Consider the following 18,982-nt stretch of genomic DNA (forward strand, 5'->3'; position numbering starts at 1 on the left):
AACAGATGAAAAAGAAATAATTTATTAGTGCTATTTCAAAGTTAAAATGGTATTACACATACTCTGGTTTATAATAGCCTAATCAACAATATATGTATTTATACAAAACTATGCCGATAGCTGTAGTTAATTTTTATTTTGAAACCCAATTGAAAAAGATAATTTATTATGGTAAATTTAAAGTGTAAATGACATGAATCACAACATAGTATATTTAGCCTCTTTTCATAAGTTTATTTATATTCTCCCTGGTTTGGTTTTTATAAAATTCTCCTTTTAAACCTTCAACAACGGTTTTTAACACTTCTGTGGTAATTGACTAATAAAACCTCTAGTCGCATCGACAAATAACTATTTTATTCGCCAAAAAGCATATTAAAGAGTTAAATATTTGTTAATCAAAAGTATTTTCCTGATTTTTGCTTACGTAATTGGAAACACATTGTATGAAGAGACTTCTACTTGTTTATATTGTGCTCTTGATATTATTTGGAACGTATTCGTGTAAAAATAACGACTCTAATACTTCTAAAAACACAATTGTAGGTATATGGCAACTTGAGCAAGAGTTTAGTAATGATGGAAATAGTGATCTACTTAAGGAATTTCCTCTTTCTTCTTGTGATAAAATGACTACCTTAAATATTTTTGAAAATGGTAAGTTTATAGAACAAAGTTATTATGATGATTTTGGTACAGGTGGAGAGTGTATAATGGATACCGAAGAAACTAAAGGAATATGGAAAGAAGGGTCTAACGGGATATTTTATTTTACGTATAATAAAAACAATATCCTGATATTTACAAAATCTGATGTAGTTTTAAAAAATGGAAAATTAGAAATTACGATAGAGTATGAAGATCCGGATTTAGAATACAAAACTATACTTAAATTTATCTATACTAAAAAAGTGCATAGCCATAAAGATATAAATGATTAGAATGAATTAATCTTGTCAGTTTTTTTTTTGGTAAGGTTTAGAATCTAAATACTTGTTATTCCTCTTGCTATACCGTGATTTATTATAAAGCTTTTTCTCTGTTCATTAAGATTGATTTTTAAACTCTGCAGCATAAAAACACTTAAGAATCAGAAGTTTTTGATAACAAAGTATTTGTATCACCTGATTTTAATGTTTCCATTATTGTAATAAAATTACTTTGGTTTTTAGAGCTAAACTCATGCTCTTGCGAGTAAGCCAGCATGTATTGATATAATTCTTCTTTTTTCATATAAAACTCGTTATATAGTAAATATAATAAAAATAACTGAATGGTAATTGAAATTGTATTTTATTAAACTGAATTTTCCGTTGTGGAAGAAAATGATAAAAAAGAGCTGCTTAATATACTAGCTAAGCGAATAAAAGAGTTACGATCAAAGAAAGGAGTAACTCAAGAAAATGCCCTTAATGATACAGGAATTCATTTTGGCAGAATAGAACAAGGAAAAAGAGATATTTCTTTTACGACACTTTTTAAAATTTGTCAGTATTTTGAAATTTCTCCCAAAGATTTATTCAGTAAGGATTTTGACAGGATAGCTCCTTAAAATTTCTTATTGCATATAAATTGTTATGGCTTTTTTAACCTCATTAAGCAATGTCGTTAAGTTAAGCTGTATCTTTTTGAAGATTAAATATCTGTAAAAGCAAAATACCCCTTTACTCCCATTATGGATTCCACCTACGTTGGAGCACACCGTTAATGAATTACAAATCAATATTTTAAGTTGTTAACTTAATAACATTACCTCATTAAAGGTTTTGAAACAGCCCTAAACTTACTTTAAAAACAAAATATATTTCCAAGAGTATACCTGTGAGCTTCACCAAGGTTATTGATTTAATTAAAAGGAAAACCCACAGTTAGAACAATGACAGATCTTTCCCATCTATTTTTATTGGAGTTGCGGGTATTTGCCCAGTCTCTTGTTTGTATTTGTATTCCGGCAATAGCTTCCAAAGGAGATCCTTTGGTAGTTATAAATAGCCCAAAAGAAGGATTTATAACAGGTTCAATGTTTTCATCTACAGCGTAAGTAGCATGTAGATTAGCCAAAACCCTTTTGTTAAAAAGGTGTTTTCCAAAATCAAAATTAATTCTTGCAAAATAATCACTTCTGCTTATATCAGTACTATCAAAAGCATCATTAGTACTAGAAACAGTTCGTGTGGTAGTCCCTTCTGTAAAAGTTTGTGTTGTAGTTACTATTTCAACCTGGCTTATAATATCCGAATTGTCTTTAATTCCAACAGATCCTGAGATTCCGGATGTAAATTCTCCTAAAATTTCAAAAACGGAAGTATTAATTTTAACATTTTCAAAATTCCATCCATAATTTATTCTAAAACCTAAATTTGTTTGCACATCCAATTGCTCTTTAAGTTCTTTTGTTGCGTCAAAGATGTTGTGTCTGGAATAAATTCCTTCAAGTCCTATAAAATTGTATACCAAATTTATTTCCTCTGTAGAACCAATTTCGGGATATTTGGTTTTATCAAATATAATATTTGCACCTATTTTACCACTAAGCTGAAACTCTCCTCCCTTAAAAACAGAGGCAGTTCCATTTTTTGCATTGGCAGAGGATGTTATCGTCCAATAGTTACGTTGATTATTTGTTATTTTTTCAGGTTGGACAGAAAATCCAATTGCTGTTTGTTCAGCATTAATAGCAACAACATTTGAGCCAAAAAGTTGAAAAGCCGTTTCCCCATCTCCATTCTGGATCACACTAAATTGTGCAAGGACAGAATTGGTTATCAGGTTTACAGCAAGGATTATGAATGTATTTTTCATGATTTGTTTTTAAGGAAGTTTTTTGATGGGTTTAGTTCTTTCAGAAATGTTTCTTCTGGTATCTCCGGTTACACCACTCCATTTAATAAACTCTTTTTTTTCGTTATCTATGATAAGTTTTAGTTCTGCATTCCATTCGGTACCGCTCACGCCAAATACTTGTAATCCATATTCAAAAGGATCTTCTACTAATAATTCGAACTCTTCATTTACCCATTCTTTTCTTCCTTGATCTGTTTCAAGAAATATAGTTGATTTTTCTTGCTCGGGAAAGAAAAACACATTTGCCAATCTTCCTTCAGCGGTTAATTTGAAATAGAATTTTGCTTTTTTCATGTAATTATATTGTTTCAAAAAATAGTTTTTTATGTTTAGTTTTTTGTTTCAAAGTTATACTGCCGTAAATTACTTTGATGCAAACTCGTGGGCACTGCGCAGAAACCTTTTCTTTTATTTCCGGGTAAACCTCAAAAAATCAAACTCTGCAATGTGGCTCAAACAAAGTTTTATAGAGTCCCTACAAATAAATTTTATTGTCTTGTATATGCTTTACTTTTTTTTCTAATTTATATTTTAAATTGTGCATATAAAACTATTGAATGAAAACAAAAATTTCAATCCCCTATAATGGGGATTTTAAAAGCTAAAAAAGGCTAAAGAGGTTTATGAAGTAAGTATAAAATCGTATTTTTCAAATTCATTTCCGTTAACTATTATAGATACCTGATGTAGTCCTGTATAAAATTTTCTGGTAGTTATTATTTTAAACGATTGTTTTCTAACAATATTGGTTTTTGATTTTTCGGGATACAGTTTTTCACTTATTTTAAAAACTTTTTTCGACAAACTTCTATTCGCTTTTTGATAATACAGTCCATATTCTAAGCGTAATTTGGATGGTACATTACCGGTATTGTTTAGCTGAAAAGTAAACTCTAATGTTTGGCCTATCTTGACCTTTGGAGTAAGAATTTGAAAATTGGATATCTTTATTTGTGATACTGTTTCAAAACCAAATAGTTCCATTATCTGTTTGTTTCCTTGCTTTAAGAGTGTTCTGCATGCATGCTTGACTACCCAATCGATTTCATTGGATTTTCCATACCATTTTTTGGCAAGCGATATAACGATATCGGGATTATCTTTTGCTATATCGTTTAAGTTATTCGCCACGCTTCTTCTAACCGATTCTGATTCATCTTTTTTAAGATGCTCAAGAATAGGGACAATAGGCAAAGGGTCTTTTTTTAAAAAGCTAATTGCTATAGCCCAAGGCAAACGCGGTCTACAGCCTTCTGTTGATAATCTTCTTACCATGGGATGCTTGTGTGTTGCCCATTTTATCATTTGATCCATCCCTTTTTTTGGAAATTTTATAATAAAAGGACGAATAGCAAACTCACAACTGGTAAACTGGGTGATTTTTTCTATTGCTTTAACAGAGATTTCGTAATGTTGCATACCATAAACTTCAATAAAATCAGGTAAAAACATATATTCTATGCTATTTTCTTTTTTACCGTCTTTTTTAAGCTGTTCAATTACTTTTAAAATAATATCTGCATTAATACAGTAATCAGACGATAAATGTTCTTGCAAGACATTTGTAATATGTCTCATACGTTGTTTTAACTCTTTATGTTGCCATTGATCGTCAAAAATTTTATTAGAAAAGGAAAAAGCATCAAAGCCCGGAACTACTTTTTGAATAGTAGCTATAAATTCTTCAAAAAACTTATGTGTATAAATGTTTTTAAATAACTCTGCCATAATTTATTGCCTATTATATCATTTTAACCCAGATTATCAATGTCATTTAAGCCGTGTCTTTTTGAGGATTAAATATCTGTAAAAGCAAAATACCCCTTTACTTCTATCATGGATTCCAGCGTAAGCCGGAATCCACCATTAACAAACTTTAAATCCATAGTTTAAATTCTTAACTTAATGACATTGCCCGAATTATGCAACAGAAAATTTATTACACCTTTAATCTACTGCAAATACAACCATTACACTTGATTTTTTAATTTAACCTTAGCCTTTCGATAAACTCAGGATAAACTCAGGGTAAACAGCTATGCAAAAACTAAGAAAATCATTGTATTTATGGTATCTCAAATTCTCATCACGAAGTTCTATTGCATAATCCGGGTTTAACATAAACAAAAATAATCTGTGTTAGTGACAAGGGTATGTCAACAATAATTTGTTTTATGTCAATTTATATGCAGTGTTTCAAAGTTAAAAAAGGTATTATGTTGTTATGCAAAATTTTGTGAAGATAATAATGGGGTTATATGTAGTTAACAAATATCAACCTTGATATGTTTGTAATGCAGATGTTATACAATACCAATTTAACCATAAAATGTCGCATCCAAACTTATTCATTTTTTATATGACATTTCATCATTAATTTGGTATAAATTATGGGTCTGGGATTAAAAAAACAAAGCTTATGTAACAGAAAAGGTTTCTACTTACTTCGAAACCTTTTCCAGAAAGCTGAATTTTATTATTTGTTCATTGACGGCTGTGATTGGATTTGGATGTAATTAATTATAAAGGACAATTTATTTTGACAGTTTTTAATCCTCTATATTTTTCTGATTACGCTCTTTGTCAGCCAGTTGTTGTCGAATTACTTCTACTGCCCAATGATAGTGTTGTAACATTTCCTGTGTTACTCCATGCTTTTTTTTATAATCCATTAATCTCTCGTATAATTTTTCTTCGGTCATCATAAAAATTAAGTTTTATAATATTTTTTTACTTCTCTTATATGTATGGTTATCCGGCTTTAGAGTTTTTTGGGTATAATCAACAATCTTGGAGCGAGCTCACTAGGTATGTTTTCGAAAACATATTTTGTTTTTGAGGCAAGCCTCTGGTAATTATACCCTGAATGAGGGATTAAATTAAGAAGAAAATTCGAAACTTTTTTATGGCAAACCGTAAAAGCTATATTATTAATTTAAACAAATAGATATTAGTGACAGCTACCTGATCTATCTTTATAAATGTATTAAAAATGTCAGGTTGTGCTTTTGTGTAGTGCAGCACAGTAAAAAAGTTTCGAGAACCCCTGTATCTACAACCCGGCTTATAGATATGGTTTCTTTTGTTATTGCTACAAAAACCATTCAAAGGGATCAAGTTAAATTTACATAAATCACTATAAATCCGGTTTATACTTTAAACAAGATTTATCTGCTGACCTCTATAAACTTTTTTCAATTGACTTGTAAAATGCTTCTTTTTTATTCTTGATTTTATCTTTTAATTACTTTGTAGCTCTACAGTAAAATATAAAAAAGCCTTCGGGATGAATAAAAACCAACTGTTTTCACTTCAATCAAAAAAGCTTCAATCACTACAATACTTTATGATTAGAGGTTATATCTGTTCTTTTTTTTCGTGATCTTTGATTTGCTGTTGTTTTCTAATAGTTTCTATAGCCCATTTATAATGTTGATACATTTCTTGGGTTATTCCATGCTCTTTTTTGTAAGCCATTAATCTTTCATATAATTTTTCTTCGGTCATCATCTTATTTATTGTTTAATACTCTTTTTTCTTCAGTGTAATTATCGGGTTTTAAAGTTTCTAATAACCTAATAAAATTGCTTTGCTCTTCTTTATTAAAAAGATTTTCATTTTTGTATGCCAGCATATAACGATATAGTTCTTCTTTGTTCATTATATAAGAATATGATTAGTTTATACACCTTTAACTCTTATTTTACATTATTACAAAACTATTTATATATGTAACTATAATATAAACCCAAACAGGTATATGTATATAGCTATTATATAATCAAGAGAGGGGGTAATTTGAAACTTTATCCATATAAAGTTTATAAGTTTAATTTAAAAATAAAATAACAAACATGGTTACGGTAAAAAATCAGGATCATAAAGGTTTTTTCCTTATTATCTCTGTTAGACACTATAAACACTGGACAAAACAAACATTAAAATAGTTATCAACATTTTTGTTTTTGCATGTTAAAAATAAAAAAACAAAACGATAACTATTTGATTTTTAAACAAAAAGAAATGTTCAAAAAAAAGATAACGCACAAATGCATTAAGTAGTAAAAAAGAGGGTTTTAATATATATATTTTGACTTTTTAAAGGTATTATTATATTGCAAAAAATGCTAATTAGAGCTATATAGTTTACAATTTGTTAATATATTATTTAAGCTTTCTCTGTAAAAAGCGCAAATAATCTTGTAGTGTAAATGAATATATACTGTTCTTGATTAAATTTTGATATTGCTTTTTGGATAGCTAAAGAGAATCAACAACCTTGCGCGGAAAGCCACAGAGTATATGTTCTCTAAAAATATATTTTGTGATCGGGGGCAACTCCCAAAAAATCACACCCTTTAATGAGGGATTAATATCCAATCTTTTGTCTAACTCTTTCTAATACACCATTTGCAATTATGGTTGCTTTTTTGGCTCCTATAGCTAATGCCTCGTCTATTTCATTAAGATTGCTCATATAATAATTATAGCGCTCGCGCTCTACAGAAAATTTTTCGACCAATAATTCATACAAAGCTTGTTTGGCATGCCCATATCCATAATTACCCCCAAGATAGTTATCCCGCATTTGGTCTTGTTGTTCTGGAGTAGCAATTAATTTATATAGTGCAAATACATTACAGGTATTTGGGTCTTTTGGCTCTTCAAGAGGTATGCTATCTGTAGCAATAGTCATTATCTGTTTACGCAATTGTTTATCGGGCAAAAACAGGTTAATAATGTTTCCTTTTGATTTGCTCATTTTACTACCGTCTGTTCCTGGCACATACATGGTTTCTTTTCTTACCTGACCTTCGGGCAGTACAAATATATCGCCTACTTGATTGTGTATACGAGAGGCTACATCTCTGGTTATTTCTATATGTTGTAACTGATCCTTGCCTACAGGAATAATTTCGGCATCGTACAACAGTATATCGGCAGCCATTAGCATAGGGTAGGTAAATAATCCCGCATTTACATCTTCTAACCTATCTGCTTTATCTTTAAAAGAATGTGCCAGTGTTAATCGTTGATATGGAAAAAAACAACTTAAATACCAGGATAGCTCTGTTACCTGGGGGATATCACTTTGACGATAAAAAACAGTCTTTTCAATATCTAGCCCAAAAGCTAACCAGGCAGCAGCAGTAGAACAGGTGTTTTCTCTTAATGCTTTGGCATCTTTGATCTGTGTAAGAGAGTGCATATTGGCAATAAACAAAAAAGACTCGTTTTGTGGCTCATTGGCCATTTGGATTGCCGGAATAATTGCCCCTAATAAGTTTCCTAAATGTGGAGTTCCTGTGCTTTGTATTCCTGTTAGAATTCTAGACATGATAATTTTTATAATTTGTTAGCAAAGGTAATTTTTTTGTTCACATACCTCAAACCAATTGTGTATTTTTGAAGATATGCACGCACTTAAAAATATACTAATCCTATTATGGCGTATTTGGTTCTATATCATTATGGGACTTCCCATAATTATAATGTTTCCTGCCCTTTTGGTATTTTCTTCTAAAGAATCATGGTATCCTCAATTTTTTGTGATGGCTAGATTTTGGGCTACAATTGTTTTGTATGGGTCCGGATTTTTGCCAAGTATTGCCAAAGAATCCAAAACAGACCGGCACAAAAGTTATATGTTTGTTGCTAACCACACCTCTATGACAGATATAATGCTAATGTTATACAGTGTTAAAAACCCTTTTGTATTTGTAGGAAAAAAGGAGTTGGCAAAAATTCCAATCTTTGGGTTTTTCTATAAACGAACTTGTATTTTGGTAGATCGCAACAACCAACGTAGCAGAAAAGAAGTTTTTGATCGTGCACAAGCCAGATTAAATAAAGGAACTAGTATTTGTATTTTTCCGGAAGGAGGAGTTCCCGATGATGAATCTATCGTTTTGGATGTTTTTAAAGACGGAGCTTTTAGACTAGCAATAGATCATCAAATACCTGTTTTACCTTTAGTGTTTTTAGATAACAAAAAGAGGTTTTCATATACTTTTTTTAGTGGTAGCCCCGGGATTATGAGGGCTCGTATTCTTAAAGAAATTTCAACCAAAGGACTAACACAAGAAAATAAAAAGGAGTTAAAAGAAAAAACATGGGATATTATTTTTAAAAACCTGAAGAAAGATCTTGACAAATAATCCGGGCTAAAAAACTAAAGCCGTTTCTCCCCAGAAACGGCTTTGCTCATCATTGCTCGCTAAGTAAAGCAGCAATAACTACCTAACCAACTAAAAAGCTTATATATTTAAAACTTGATGCTTACACCTGTGTATACTCCAAAATAATAAGGCTTAAATGTATTTGCAGTTTCATTAAATGCATTAAACTGGTACTTAAAAATAGGTTCCAGATTAATTTCTAAATGATCTGATAATTTATAATCTACACCTAAACCAATATTTCCACTAAAACTTACTTTATTAAGATTGTTTGCTTCTCCTATAGGGGTCTCAAAATCCCCTGCTTCTATAGATATTTCATTGTTTTGCAAAAACAATGTACTAATACCACCAATCATGTTTACCCCAAATTTTTTATCTATCAAAGCGTATTTCATTTCCATGGGAACTTCTATATATGCAATACTTTGATTAAGCAATCCTATATTTTGCGTTTGATCTATTGCGTTTCTGTTAATGTCTGAAGATTCAGAAATGTTTTCTGGTCTGTTTCCTATATCCGAAATAAAAATTGCAGTAGCGATGGAGTTGTACTTTACACTTTGCAAGTTTTGACCAGTTGCCGAAGGAACAAAACCTATGTCTTTGGTATTATAACTTAAATCTACTTTATTAACTCCAGAACGAACCTTAAGTTTTTTATTGATAGCATAAGAAACCTGTACCCCATAACTCATGTTTATTTCTCCATTTTTATTGTTGTCTGCAAATTGCGAATCAATTGAAGATCCATTACCAATAGAATTATAATATACCGGGGCTATATTAGGAGAGATATTCCATTTTTTGGCAGAGGAGCTTTCTGTAACAATTTTATCTTCTTGTTCTTCCTTTATGGCATCAAATAAGGACTTCTTGTTACTGATATCTTGAGTATCAAAATTTTCTTTTGCAGGAATATCTTCTTTTGATCCTGAAACATTGTTACCGTTGTTTACAATATTTTTTGTAGCAATTACATTGCTTTTTTCATTAGGATCTATAAAAACGGGGGACAATTCTCTTTCAAATACAACTCCTTGATTTTGATAGTCTGTTACAATAGGATTTTTTGTTGTTGGTTTCTGTTTGGTCAAATCCGTATTTATTGTTGCCGTAGGTATATGCTTCGCAATTTTATTTTCGTTAGTGGTATTTCCCTTCGTTTTTGTTATATAATGGTCGTTTTTTTCAGGCTTAGAAGCACCAGAAATAGTAGTTATTCTGTTTTCTTTTACAAAAGTAGATTCAGAGGGCAGGTTTTGAACAGTCCTTTTATGATCGGGGTTATTCTTTCCATGTCTTTTGTCGATTTTTTTGATTTCTTTTTCTTTAGAAACTACTGTAATATCCTCTGTGGCATTTTTTTCAGAAGGAATTTTAAGATTACTATTTTGAGGATGCTGCTCGGTTGCTTTTTGGTTATCTGTATTAGTTACAATACTATTTTGTTTTGAAGTATTGTTTAATGAGTAGCTCAAACCAAACAGTATCGCTATTAAAGCTGCAACACCAGAAGCTCTGTACCAAAAAGGCAATAAAAACAATCTTTTTTCCTTTTTATTTTGACGAGCTTTTATTTTTTCCCAAACTACTTCATCAGGGCTTACATCAAAGTCCTTAAACTTTTCTTGAAATAACCTGTCTATATTCTTTTTATCATTCATCTTTGTCCTTCAATTGACTGAAAATATGGTTCTTGGCTGTGTTCTAGTTTTTCTTTCAAAATATTTCTGGCTCTTGCCAGATTTGATTTGGAAGTCCCAATAGATATATCCAGCATTTCGGCAACTTCTTTGTGTGAATAGCCATCCAGCACATAAAGATTAAAAACCAATCGATACCGCTCTGGTAATTGCTGAATGATTTTTAAAAGATAATCTAGTGAAATCTCTTCTTCATTGACTTCTATTTCTATTTCTTCAATTTGTTCTTCATTAATAATATCAAAAACCTTTTGTTTTCTATATTTTTGTAAAGCAGTATTAATAGTTACCCGTTTTAGCCAACCTTCAAAAGAACCTTGGTTTTTATATTGATTTATTTTATCAAAAATGGTAATAAAGGCATCCTGTAAAGTATCTTCAGCACTAGAATAATCATTAGAATATTTTAAACAAATTGAAAACAGTTTGCTACTAAATAACCTGTACAATTGCTCTTGTGCCTGAGGATTTTTTTTCTTACATTTTTTTATGAGTTGGTCCAAGCCCACTAATTACTTTTTTAGGATGATAATAAAAACTTATATTACAGGTACTTCTATAGTTAAAAACTGGTTATCACCATTTTCATTTCGTCCTTGCCAAAATCTAAATACATAAGAATTTTCCTGACCTACAAAAAAATCAAAAGATACCTTAACCAGATCTTTTTTTTCCAGCTCTTTACAATTACCTTCACTTACTACCAGATTAACAACAGATACTGTTCGTTCATTTCCTAATTTGGTGTAATCAAAACCAGAAAAAGAATGACAATCTGTTGGTCTAAAGTAAGATACATTAATCGTATACGTTTCTCCTCTATTAAACTGATCCGGCAGTGTTGCTTCATGAACAGTAACTAATTCATAAAAAAACCTAGTTTCATCATCATCAGAGCATCCAATAAAGGTGATAATAAAAAAAAACGCAAAAATTATTTTTATCCTTCTCATAATTTTGGGGTTTTGAGAAATCATACAATTCATCTGTTTATCATAGATGCTGAAATATGGATATGGTTGCTTTTAAGGTATAAAAAAATCCCGAAGTTTCGGGATTTTTTTATACCTTAAAAATAAAAATTTATTCTTTTGCAATTTTTATGGCAGCTTTAATTTTTTCTTCAAGTTCTTCCATAAGCTCAGGATTATCATTAAGCAATGTTTTTACAGCATCACGCCCCTGACCAAGCTTGGTGTCTTGATAACTAAACCAAGAACCACTTTTCTTGATGATTTCATAATCTACACCAATATCGATTATTTCACCATTTTTAGAGATCCCTTCGCCATACATAATATCAAATTCTGCGGTTCTAAAAGGTGGAGCTACTTTATTTTTCACCACTTTTACTCTGGTTTTATTTCCTGTAACTTCACTATTACTATCTTTAATTTGTGTAGAACGACGAATATCTAACCGCACCGATGCGTAAAATTTTAATGCATTACCTCCGGTAGTAGTTTCCGGACTTCCAAACATTACCCCAATTTTATCACGAAGTTGGTTAATAAAAATTACGGTGCAATTGGTCTTGCTAATAGAGCTGGTTAATTTTCGAAGTGCTTGGGACATCAATCTTGCGTGCAGTCCCATTTTAGAATCTCCCATTTCTCCTTCGATCTCACTTTTGGGAGTTAATGCCGCTACAGAATCTATAACAATAATATCAATAGCACCAGACCTAATCAAGTTATCAGCAATTTCTAAAGCTTGTTCTCCATGATCTGGTTGAGAAATAATCAAATTATCAATATCCACTCCTAATTTTTCTGCATAAAAACGATCAAAAGCGTGTTCTGCATCAATAAAAGCAGCAATACCGCCTGCTTTTTGTGCTTGCGCAATTGCATGTAAAGTTAGTGTCGTTTTACCAGAAGATTCAGGACCGTATATTTCAATTACTCGACCTCTTGGATATCCACCAACACCTAGTGCCAGGTCTAAACCTAGAGATCCTGTAGAAATAACTTCTACTTCCTGAACAGCTTTATCCCCCATTTTCATTACTGTTCCTTTGCCGTAAGCTTTATCTAATTTATCCAGGGTAAGTTTTAATACTTTTAACTTTTCGTCTTTCTCTGTACTCATTTGTTGTTCAAATATATCGGGATTTGACATTGATATTAACTTTTGGCTAAAATACTATTTCTTTTTGTAGTTGGGGTAGGGATTATAAAATCATTATCAACAACAAAACGGGATTATTTAATCTACACTGTGGGTTTTAATTCTGAAAAGCTCGCCTCCAAAATGAAAGAGAAAGTTTTTGCTGAATATCATGCAGACAACAGCCTCAGGCAATCTGCTAAGACTGTGTTTTGCACAAAATATCATGTTTTATTTTCATAATTCGTGTATGTTAAATAATGACCTGTAACGCAACCTTATTTGATTTTTATCATCTATTATGTAAAAGCAATATGAACTAAAAAGTTGGAGAAAGACAAAAGATGAAATTTCTTAAAAGAGTCACCCGACATAACCTTGATGGGTGTACAATTACTAAGATTAGTAATTGTATGGTAGAGGGAGGCTAGCTTCGTTATTATATTTTTTAATTGTTAAATAAAAATAATAACGAATTAGCCCAAAAAATGCCTTGAAATAACTTTCAAGGCATTTTTTTATTTTAACATCAATATTTGGATATCTGTCTGCTATTTGTACTTTTGCGCAATTAAACAAATTTCTTTTAACTTAAAATAGAGGTATAGCATGCAACTGTACAATAAATTAAGTGCAAAGGAAAGAGCAGTTCTTATTGATGAAGCTGGTACCGACCGGCTTACGCTATCTTTCTATAAATATGCACATATAGGTAATACACAGGTTTTCAGGAACCATCTTTTTATACATTGGGATGAACTTGAGGTTCTTGGGCGAATTTATGTTGCCAAAGAGGGTATTAATGCACAATTATCTGTTCCGGCACCTAATTTTGAAGCGTTTAAAAAACATTTGGACAGTATTTCTTTCCTGGAAAATGTTCGTCTTAACATTGCCAGAGAACAAGACACAAAATCGTTCTTAAAACTAAAAGTGAAAATTCGCAGCAAAATTGTTGCAGATGGGTTAAACGACACTACTTTTGATGTTACCAATAAAGGGGTACATGTGGACGCTCAAAAATTTAATGAGCTTATTGAAGATCCCGATACTGTATTGGTGGATATGCGTAATCATTATGAAAGCGAGATAGGTCATTTTAAAGGAGCAGTTACTCCGGATGTAGATACTTTTAGAGACTCTTTGGATATTATAGAAGAAAATCTTAAAGACCATAAAGAAGACAAAAAACTGGTAATGTATTGTACTGGTGGTATACGGTGTGAAAAGGCAAGTGCATATTATAAACATAAAGGGTTTAAAAATGTATTTCAATTAGAAGGAGGTATCATTGAGTATGCAAGACAAGTAGAAGCACAAGGTTTGGAGAATAAATTTTTGGGTAAAAACTTTGTTTTTGATCACCGGCGCGCAGAGCGGATAACAGAGGATATAATAGCTAGCTGTCATCAATGCGGAAGGCCTTGTGATACTCATGTAAATTGCCAAAACGAAGCATGCCACTTATTATTTATTCAATGCGAAGAATGCGCCAAAGCTTTAGAGAACTGTTGCTCGACAGAATGCATGGAGATAAACAGACTCCCACACGAAGAACAAAAGGCATTGCGCAAAGGAAAAGGAAACAGTAATAAAATATTTAAAAAAGGACGCTCTGAAGCGTTAAAATACAAAAAGTAAAGCAAGAAAACTAAAGATACTCAGTAGATAATTTTTTTTATCCTCATTTCATAGTATCTTTAACGATTAAGATATTAGGTAGCAAAAAATTTGTTACTAATTATAGTAAGAATCCGATTTGTTGCGGTTTAAAAAATTTGCAAACAAATTTCAATATAGATAGAAAATATGGGGTGTAACAGTTGTTCCTCCGCAAAAGACGGGCAACCGAAAGGCTGTAAAAATAATGGTACCTGTGGTACCGATGGGTGTAATAAATTAACAGTTTTTGATTGGTTATCCAATATGTCTCTTCCAAGTGGTGCAGAGCCTTTTTCTTGTGTAGAAATACGATTCAAGAACGGAAGGAAACACTTCTTTAAAAATACCGAAAACCTTTCGCTGGCAATAGGAGATGTGGTTGCTACAGAATGTTCTCCAGGGCATGATGTTGGTATTGTTAGCCTTACCGGGGAGTTGGTTCGTATTCAAATGAAAAAAAAGAAGGTAGAGATTGATAGTGAAGAAGTAAAGAAAATTTATAGAAAAGCAACTCAAAAAGATATTGATCTTTGGCAAAATTCTCGTAACCAAGAAGATAGCATGAAAGTTCGGGCACGAGAGATAGCTATAAGGTTAAATCTGCAAATGAAAATTTCTGATATCGAGTTTCAAGGAGACGGATCCAAAGCTACTTTTTATTATACAGCAGAAGAACGTGTAGACTTTAGGCAGTTAATAAAAGAATTTGCCCATGAGTTTAGTACAAGAATAGAAATGAGGCAAGTAGGTTTTAGACAAGAAGCTGCCAGACTTGGGGGAATTGGTTCTTGCGGAAGAGAGTTATGTTGCTCTACCTGGCTTACCGATTTCAGATCGGTAAACACAAGTGCGGCAAGATACCAACAGCTGTCTTTAAACCCACAAAAATTAGCAGGTCAATGCGGAAAATTAAAGTGCTGTCTTAATTATGAACTAGATGCTTATATAGATGCACTTAGTAGTTTTCCTAAAACAGATATAAAACTTAGAACAGAAAAAGGAATAGCAGTATTTCAAAAAATCGATATTTTTAAAGGGTTATTGTGGTATGCATACGAAGGAGAGTGGATGAATTGGCACAAAATCGCTGTAGAGGATGTTAATGAAATAATAGCTATAAATGCTAATAATGAAAAAGTACCCAGCTTAGAAGAATTTGCTTTAGAACTTACAGAAGATACTAAAACAGAATTTGAAAACGTTGTAGGGCAAGATAGTTTAACACGATTTGATCAACCCAAACATAACAAAAGAAGAAGTCGTAACAGGAGAAAAAACAAAAATGGAGATACTTCAGAAAAGGAAACTGTTGTATCAAACAAACCAAGAAACCGGACTTCAGAAAAACAAATAGTAGTAAATAAACCAAAAAACAAAGCTTCTGAAAAGAAAGTAATAGCTTCAAGCAAACCAAAAAGTGGGGATTCTGGAAACAAAAAATCAAATAATCAACGCAATAAGAAACGTAGGTCTCGTAACAGAAATAATGACAAAACTTAAGTTTTTTTTAGTACCATTTATTGTAACAATTTTAATGTCATGTGATGACAAACAGGTTTTTGATGCCTATCAAAATGTTTCTGGTGCATGGGAAATGAACGAAAAAATAAGTTTTACACTTCCAGAATTAGATACAGCAAAAACCTATAACTTGTTTATCAATATACGCAACACCAACGATTACAAATACAGTAATTTGTTTTTAATCAGCCAAATACAATTTCCTAATGGTAAGGTGGTTACAGATACTTTAGAGTATCGTTTTGCTACTCCGGACGGGAAATGGTTGGGAACAGGTTTTTCTGATCTTAAAGAAAATAAACTGTGGTATAAAGAAAATGTAAAATTTAAAGAAAAAGGAAATTATACAATAACTTTGCAGCATGCAATGAGAAAGAATGGAGAGGTAGAAGGAGTATCATCCTTAGAAGGGATTACAGATGTCGGGTTCAGAATAGAAAACGCACAAAACCCTTAAGGCAGGTATTCTTTAATAGCATAAAAAACACCTAAAAGAAAAGATTTTATTTCTGTAAACCATAAACCATTAGATTTAAATAGCTAAAATATGGCAAAAGCAAAACCTAAAGCAAGAAAAAATAGAGCAAAGACTCCTGCTAATTATACCTTAAAATTTATAAAAGGATTCTGGATACTATTTGCCACAGGAATTTTTTTAATAGCAATGTTGTTTCTTTTGGCTAGTTGGGGAGTTTTTGGTGAGATGCCAAAATTTGAAGAGTTGGAAAACCCGCAAAATGATCTTGCTACCCAAATTATCTCCTCAGACGGGGTTCAAATAGGAACCTTTTTCAAAGAAAACCGTACCCCTATTAGTTATGAAGATTTGCCAGAGCATTTGGTAAATGCGCTGATAGCAACAGAAGATGCCAGATTTTATGAGCATTCGGGTATTGACGCCAGAGGGACTTTAAGAGCATTTGTTTTTTTAGGCACCAAGGGGGGGGCCAGCACCATATCACAGCAGTTGGCAAAGCAATTATTTACAGGAGGGTCGAAAAATAAAATAGAAAGATATTTACAAAAAATCCAGGAATGGGTTATCGCTATACGCCTCGAAAGACAATATACCAAAAAAGAAATCATAACAATGTACCTTAATAAATATGATTTCTTAAATCAGGCAATTGGGATAAGTTCTGCATCCAGAATTTATTTCAGAAAAAACCCAAAAGACCTTAATAAGGAAGAAGCAGCAGTATTGGTGGGAATGCTAAAAAACTCATCATTGTTTAATCCATTACGAAGACCAGACATGGTAAAGGACAGAAGAGATGTTGTTCTTAGCCAAATGGAAAAATACGAATACCTTACAGAAAAAGAAAGAGATAGTCTAAAACAGTTACCCCTTAAATTAGATTATTCTCCTGAAGGGCATAATGATGGAACAGCTACATATTTTAGAGAATACGTTAGAAGCTGGATGTCTGATTGGGTAAAAAACAATCCAAAACAAAAAAACGAAGAAGGCGAATCAGAATATTTTGATATCTATAGAGATGGATTAAAAATTAATGTAACTATAGATTCAAGAATGCAAAAATATGCAGAAGAAGCGGTTGAAGAACATCTGTCAAATCTTCAAAAAGAATTTGATAAGCAAGAAAAGAAAAATAAAACCACACCATTCAGGGATATAACAAAAACCGAAATAGAAAAAATATTGGATAGAAGTATTCGATCTTCTGCAAGAAGAAAAATTATGCTTAGTCAAGGCAAAAGTGAAAAAGAAATAAGAAAATCTTTTGACGTAAAAACCGAAATGAGCATATTTAGTTGGAAAGGAGAAATTGATACAATCATGACCCCCAAAGACTCTATACTATATTACAAAAAGTTTTTACGCTCTGGATTAATGTCTGTAGAGCCACAAACAGGACATATAAAAGCTTGGGTAGGAGGAATCAATTACAAGCATTTTCAATACGATCATGTATATCAAGGAGCTCGCCAAGTAGGATCTACCTTTAAGCCTTTTGTATATGCAACTGCAATAGACCAGCTTAAATTGTCGCCTTGTGATACATTGCCAAAATCTCAGATTACTATTCCTGCGGGATCCCATGGGGTAATTGATAATGGTTGGACACCCAAAAATAGTGACGGAGATTACACAGGGTATATGAACCTTAAAGAGGCGTTGGCAAAATCTGTAAATACAATCTCTGCACGGTTAATGGATAGAATAGGTCCAGAACCGATTGTTCGGTTAGCAAAAAAAATGGGAGTAGAATCAGATATTCTTGAAGTTGCATCCATAGCGTTGGGGTCTGTAGATTTAAAACTATCAGAAATGGTAGGAGCCTACAGTACTTTTGCTAATCAAGGCATTTATACCAAGCCGGTAACAATTACAAGTATTGAAGATAAAAACGGAACAATTTTATATCAATTTGTACCAGAAACCAAAGACGTTATCAGTAAAGAAGCAGCCTATGTAACTATTAATTTGATGGAGGGGGTTACCCAATCCGGATCGGGTGTACGATTACGTACCGGGCCTTCCTCAAGATACGATATTAAAAATGTGGTTACAGGGCACCCTTATCAGTTTACCAACCCAATAGCTGGTAAAACGGGAACAACACAAAATCAAAGTGATGGTTGGTTTATGGGTATTGTCCCTAACCTTTGTACAGGAGTATGGGTAGGAGGAGATGATCGGGCAACACATTTCCAAACCACAACATTTGGTCAGGGAGCTACAATGGCATTACCTGTTTGGGGATTGTTTATGAAAAAATGTTATACAGATAAAACATTGGATATTTCTAAAGACGCATTTGCCAGACCAGAAAATCTAACTATCGAAGTAGATTGCAGAGCTTTTAGACAAAATAGTTCTCAAGATGAAAACATAGATGAATTTAGTCTTTAAACAAAAGGCTTCTGTCTATTAAATTATTTGATAAAACTATCCCATTTCAAAACATATCGTATTATTTTTTACTACTTTTAGTT

19 protein-coding genes are annotated in these 18,982 nt (G+C 32.1%); 7 read left to right on the top strand and 12 right to left on the bottom strand.

Annotated features, from left to right (window positions below; genetic code table 11):
- Positions 1-446: 446 nt before the first annotated feature.
- Positions 447-941, top strand: a complete 495-nt coding sequence (locus tag ACZIYX_RS16730; RefSeq protein ID WP_462683399.1) for a hypothetical protein — start codon at positions 447-449, stop codon at positions 939-941.
- A gap of 142 nt (positions 942-1,083) precedes the next feature.
- On the opposite strand, the gene ACZIYX_RS16735 is transcribed toward ACZIYX_RS16730, so the two are convergent.
- A complete protein-coding gene (locus ACZIYX_RS16735; protein WP_462683400.1) occupies positions 1,084-1,233 on the bottom strand; it encodes a hypothetical protein in 150 nt (49 codons plus the stop codon).
- Positions 1,234-1,315: 82 nt separating this feature from the next.
- Between ACZIYX_RS16735 and ACZIYX_RS16740 the strand changes: the two genes are divergently transcribed.
- Complete coding sequence (locus tag ACZIYX_RS16740) at positions 1,316-1,552, top strand: helix-turn-helix domain-containing protein (RefSeq protein WP_462683401.1); 237 nt, start codon at positions 1,316-1,318, stop codon at positions 1,550-1,552.
- A 293-nt stretch (positions 1,553-1,845) separates the two neighbouring features.
- Here ACZIYX_RS16740 and ACZIYX_RS16745 read toward each other — a convergent pair whose 3' ends face one another.
- The 7 genes from ACZIYX_RS16745 to trpS form a co-directional block, all read right to left on the bottom strand.
- Complete coding sequence (locus ACZIYX_RS16745; protein ID WP_462683402.1) at positions 1,846-2,802, bottom strand: hypothetical protein; 957 nt, start codon at positions 2,800-2,802, stop codon at positions 1,846-1,848.
- A gap of 9 nt (positions 2,803-2,811) precedes the next feature.
- Positions 2,812-3,138, bottom strand: a complete 327-nt coding sequence (locus tag ACZIYX_RS16750; RefSeq protein ID WP_462683403.1) for a hypothetical protein — start codon at positions 3,136-3,138, stop codon at positions 2,812-2,814.
- Positions 3,139-3,465: 327 nt separating this feature from the next.
- Positions 3,466-4,572 (bottom strand): DNA alkylation repair protein, encoded by a 1,107-nt coding sequence (locus tag ACZIYX_RS16755; protein ID WP_462683404.1) that lies wholly within the window; start codon positions 4,570-4,572, stop codon positions 3,466-3,468.
- 821 nt (positions 4,573-5,393) lie between these two features.
- On the bottom strand, positions 5,394-5,549 hold the full coding sequence (locus tag ACZIYX_RS16760; protein WP_462683405.1) for a hypothetical protein: 156 nt from the start codon (positions 5,547-5,549) through the stop codon (positions 5,394-5,396).
- A 652-nt stretch (positions 5,550-6,201) separates the two neighbouring features.
- Complete coding sequence (locus ACZIYX_RS16765; RefSeq protein WP_462683406.1) at positions 6,202-6,354, bottom strand: hypothetical protein; 153 nt, start codon at positions 6,352-6,354, stop codon at positions 6,202-6,204.
- Between the two features lies 1 nt (position 6,355).
- Entirely contained in the window at positions 6,356-6,505 is a 150-nt protein-coding gene (locus ACZIYX_RS16770; protein ID WP_462683407.1) for a hypothetical protein, read from the bottom strand.
- Between the two features lie 708 nt (positions 6,506-7,213).
- On the bottom strand, positions 7,214-8,182 hold the full coding sequence (gene trpS, locus ACZIYX_RS16775) for a tryptophan--tRNA ligase (RefSeq protein WP_462683408.1): 969 nt from the start codon (positions 8,180-8,182) through the stop codon (positions 7,214-7,216).
- Positions 8,183-8,258: 76 nt separating this feature from the next.
- On the opposite strand from trpS, the gene ACZIYX_RS16780 reads away from it, so the two are divergent.
- A complete protein-coding gene (locus ACZIYX_RS16780) occupies positions 8,259-9,002 on the top strand; it encodes a lysophospholipid acyltransferase family protein (protein WP_462683409.1) in 744 nt (247 codons plus the stop codon).
- 107 nt (positions 9,003-9,109) lie between these two features.
- Here ACZIYX_RS16780 and ACZIYX_RS16785 read toward each other — a convergent pair whose 3' ends face one another.
- The 4 genes from ACZIYX_RS16785 to recA all read right to left on the bottom strand — a co-directional run bounded on the left by ACZIYX_RS16785 (position 9,110) and on the right by recA (position 12,820).
- The gene (locus ACZIYX_RS16785) at positions 9,110-10,690 is read right to left on the bottom strand and encodes a hypothetical protein (protein WP_462683410.1); all 1,581 of its coding nucleotides are present in this window, start codon (positions 10,688-10,690) and stop codon (positions 9,110-9,112) included.
- A complete protein-coding gene (locus tag ACZIYX_RS16790; protein WP_462683411.1) occupies positions 10,687-11,238 on the bottom strand; it encodes an RNA polymerase sigma factor in 552 nt (183 codons plus the stop codon). The genes ACZIYX_RS16785 and ACZIYX_RS16790 overlap by 4 nt, the downstream gene beginning before the upstream one ends.
- A gap of 30 nt (positions 11,239-11,268) precedes the next feature.
- The gene (locus ACZIYX_RS16795; protein WP_462683412.1) at positions 11,269-11,682 is read right to left on the bottom strand and encodes a hypothetical protein; all 414 of its coding nucleotides are present in this window, start codon (positions 11,680-11,682) and stop codon (positions 11,269-11,271) included.
- 130 nt (positions 11,683-11,812) lie between these two features.
- Positions 11,813-12,820, bottom strand: coding sequence for a recombinase RecA (gene recA, locus ACZIYX_RS16800; RefSeq protein ID WP_462683440.1), 1,008 nt, complete (start codon positions 12,818-12,820; stop codon positions 11,813-11,815).
- Positions 12,821-13,447: 627 nt separating this feature from the next.
- On the opposite strand from recA, the gene trhO reads away from it, so the two are divergent.
- The 4 genes from trhO to ACZIYX_RS16820 all read left to right on the top strand — a co-directional run bounded on the left by trhO (position 13,448) and on the right by ACZIYX_RS16820 (position 18,899).
- Complete coding sequence (trhO, locus tag ACZIYX_RS16805; RefSeq protein ID WP_462683413.1) at positions 13,448-14,479, top strand: oxygen-dependent tRNA uridine(34) hydroxylase TrhO; 1,032 nt, start codon at positions 13,448-13,450, stop codon at positions 14,477-14,479.
- A 168-nt stretch (positions 14,480-14,647) separates the two neighbouring features.
- Positions 14,648-16,000, top strand: a complete 1,353-nt coding sequence (locus ACZIYX_RS16810) for a PSP1 domain-containing protein (protein ID WP_462683414.1) — start codon at positions 14,648-14,650, stop codon at positions 15,998-16,000.
- Positions 15,987-16,478: a gliding motility lipoprotein GldH gene (locus ACZIYX_RS16815; RefSeq protein ID WP_462683415.1), complete on the top strand. Its 492-nt coding sequence runs from the start codon at positions 15,987-15,989 to the stop codon at positions 16,476-16,478. Before ACZIYX_RS16810 ends, ACZIYX_RS16815 begins: the two co-directional genes overlap by 14 nt.
- Before the next feature lie 90 nt (positions 16,479-16,568).
- Positions 16,569-18,899 (top strand): penicillin-binding protein 1A, encoded by a 2,331-nt coding sequence (locus tag ACZIYX_RS16820; RefSeq protein WP_462683416.1) that lies wholly within the window; start codon positions 16,569-16,571, stop codon positions 18,897-18,899.
- Positions 18,900-18,982 lie beyond the last annotated feature (83 nt).

It is taken from the genome of Aquimarina sp., assembly GCF_977115655.1.

Bases quoted from the DNA above. Each gene is read 5' to 3' on its own strand.
- ACZIYX_RS16820 (WP_462683416.1), top strand. From the start codon at position 16,569: ATGGCAAAAGCAAAACCTAAAGCAAGAAAAAATAGAGCAAAGACTCCT.
- recA (WP_462683440.1), bottom strand. From the start codon at position 12,820: ATGAGTACAGAGAAAGACGAAAAGTTAAAAGTATTAAAACTTACCCTG.
- trhO (WP_462683413.1), top strand. From the start codon at position 13,448: ATGCAACTGTACAATAAATTAAGTGCAAAGGAAAGAGCAGTTCTTATT.
- ACZIYX_RS16780 (WP_462683409.1), top strand. From the start codon at position 8,259: ATGCACGCACTTAAAAATATACTAATCCTATTATGGCGTATTTGGTTC.
- ACZIYX_RS16770 (WP_462683407.1), bottom strand. From the start codon at position 6,505: ATGAACAAAGAAGAACTATATCGTTATATGCTGGCATACAAAAATGAA.
- ACZIYX_RS16815 (WP_462683415.1), top strand. From the start codon at position 15,987: ATGACAAAACTTAAGTTTTTTTTAGTACCATTTATTGTAACAATTTTA.
- ACZIYX_RS16810 (WP_462683414.1), top strand. From the start codon at position 14,648: ATGGGGTGTAACAGTTGTTCCTCCGCAAAAGACGGGCAACCGAAAGGC.
- trpS (WP_462683408.1), bottom strand. From the start codon at position 8,182: ATGTCTAGAATTCTAACAGGAATACAAAGCACAGGAACTCCACATTTA.
- ACZIYX_RS16750 (WP_462683403.1), bottom strand. From the start codon at position 3,138: ATGAAAAAAGCAAAATTCTATTTCAAATTAACCGCTGAAGGAAGATTG.
- ACZIYX_RS16765 (WP_462683406.1), bottom strand. From the start codon at position 6,354: ATGATGACCGAAGAAAAATTATATGAAAGATTAATGGCTTACAAAAAA.
- ACZIYX_RS16755 (WP_462683404.1), bottom strand. From the start codon at position 4,572: ATGGCAGAGTTATTTAAAAACATTTATACACATAAGTTTTTTGAAGAA.
- ACZIYX_RS16760 (WP_462683405.1), bottom strand. From the start codon at position 5,549: ATGATGACCGAAGAAAAATTATACGAGAGATTAATGGATTATAAAAAA.
- ACZIYX_RS16795 (WP_462683412.1), bottom strand. From the start codon at position 11,682: ATGAGAAGGATAAAAATAATTTTTGCGTTTTTTTTTATTATCACCTTT.
- ACZIYX_RS16730 (WP_462683399.1), top strand. From the start codon at position 447: ATGAAGAGACTTCTACTTGTTTATATTGTGCTCTTGATATTATTTGGA.
- ACZIYX_RS16745 (WP_462683402.1), bottom strand. From the start codon at position 2,802: ATGAAAAATACATTCATAATCCTTGCTGTAAACCTGATAACCAATTCT.
- ACZIYX_RS16785 (WP_462683410.1), bottom strand. From the start codon at position 10,690: ATGAATGATAAAAAGAATATAGACAGGTTATTTCAAGAAAAGTTTAAG.
- ACZIYX_RS16735 (WP_462683400.1), bottom strand. From the start codon at position 1,233: ATGAAAAAAGAAGAATTATATCAATACATGCTGGCTTACTCGCAAGAG.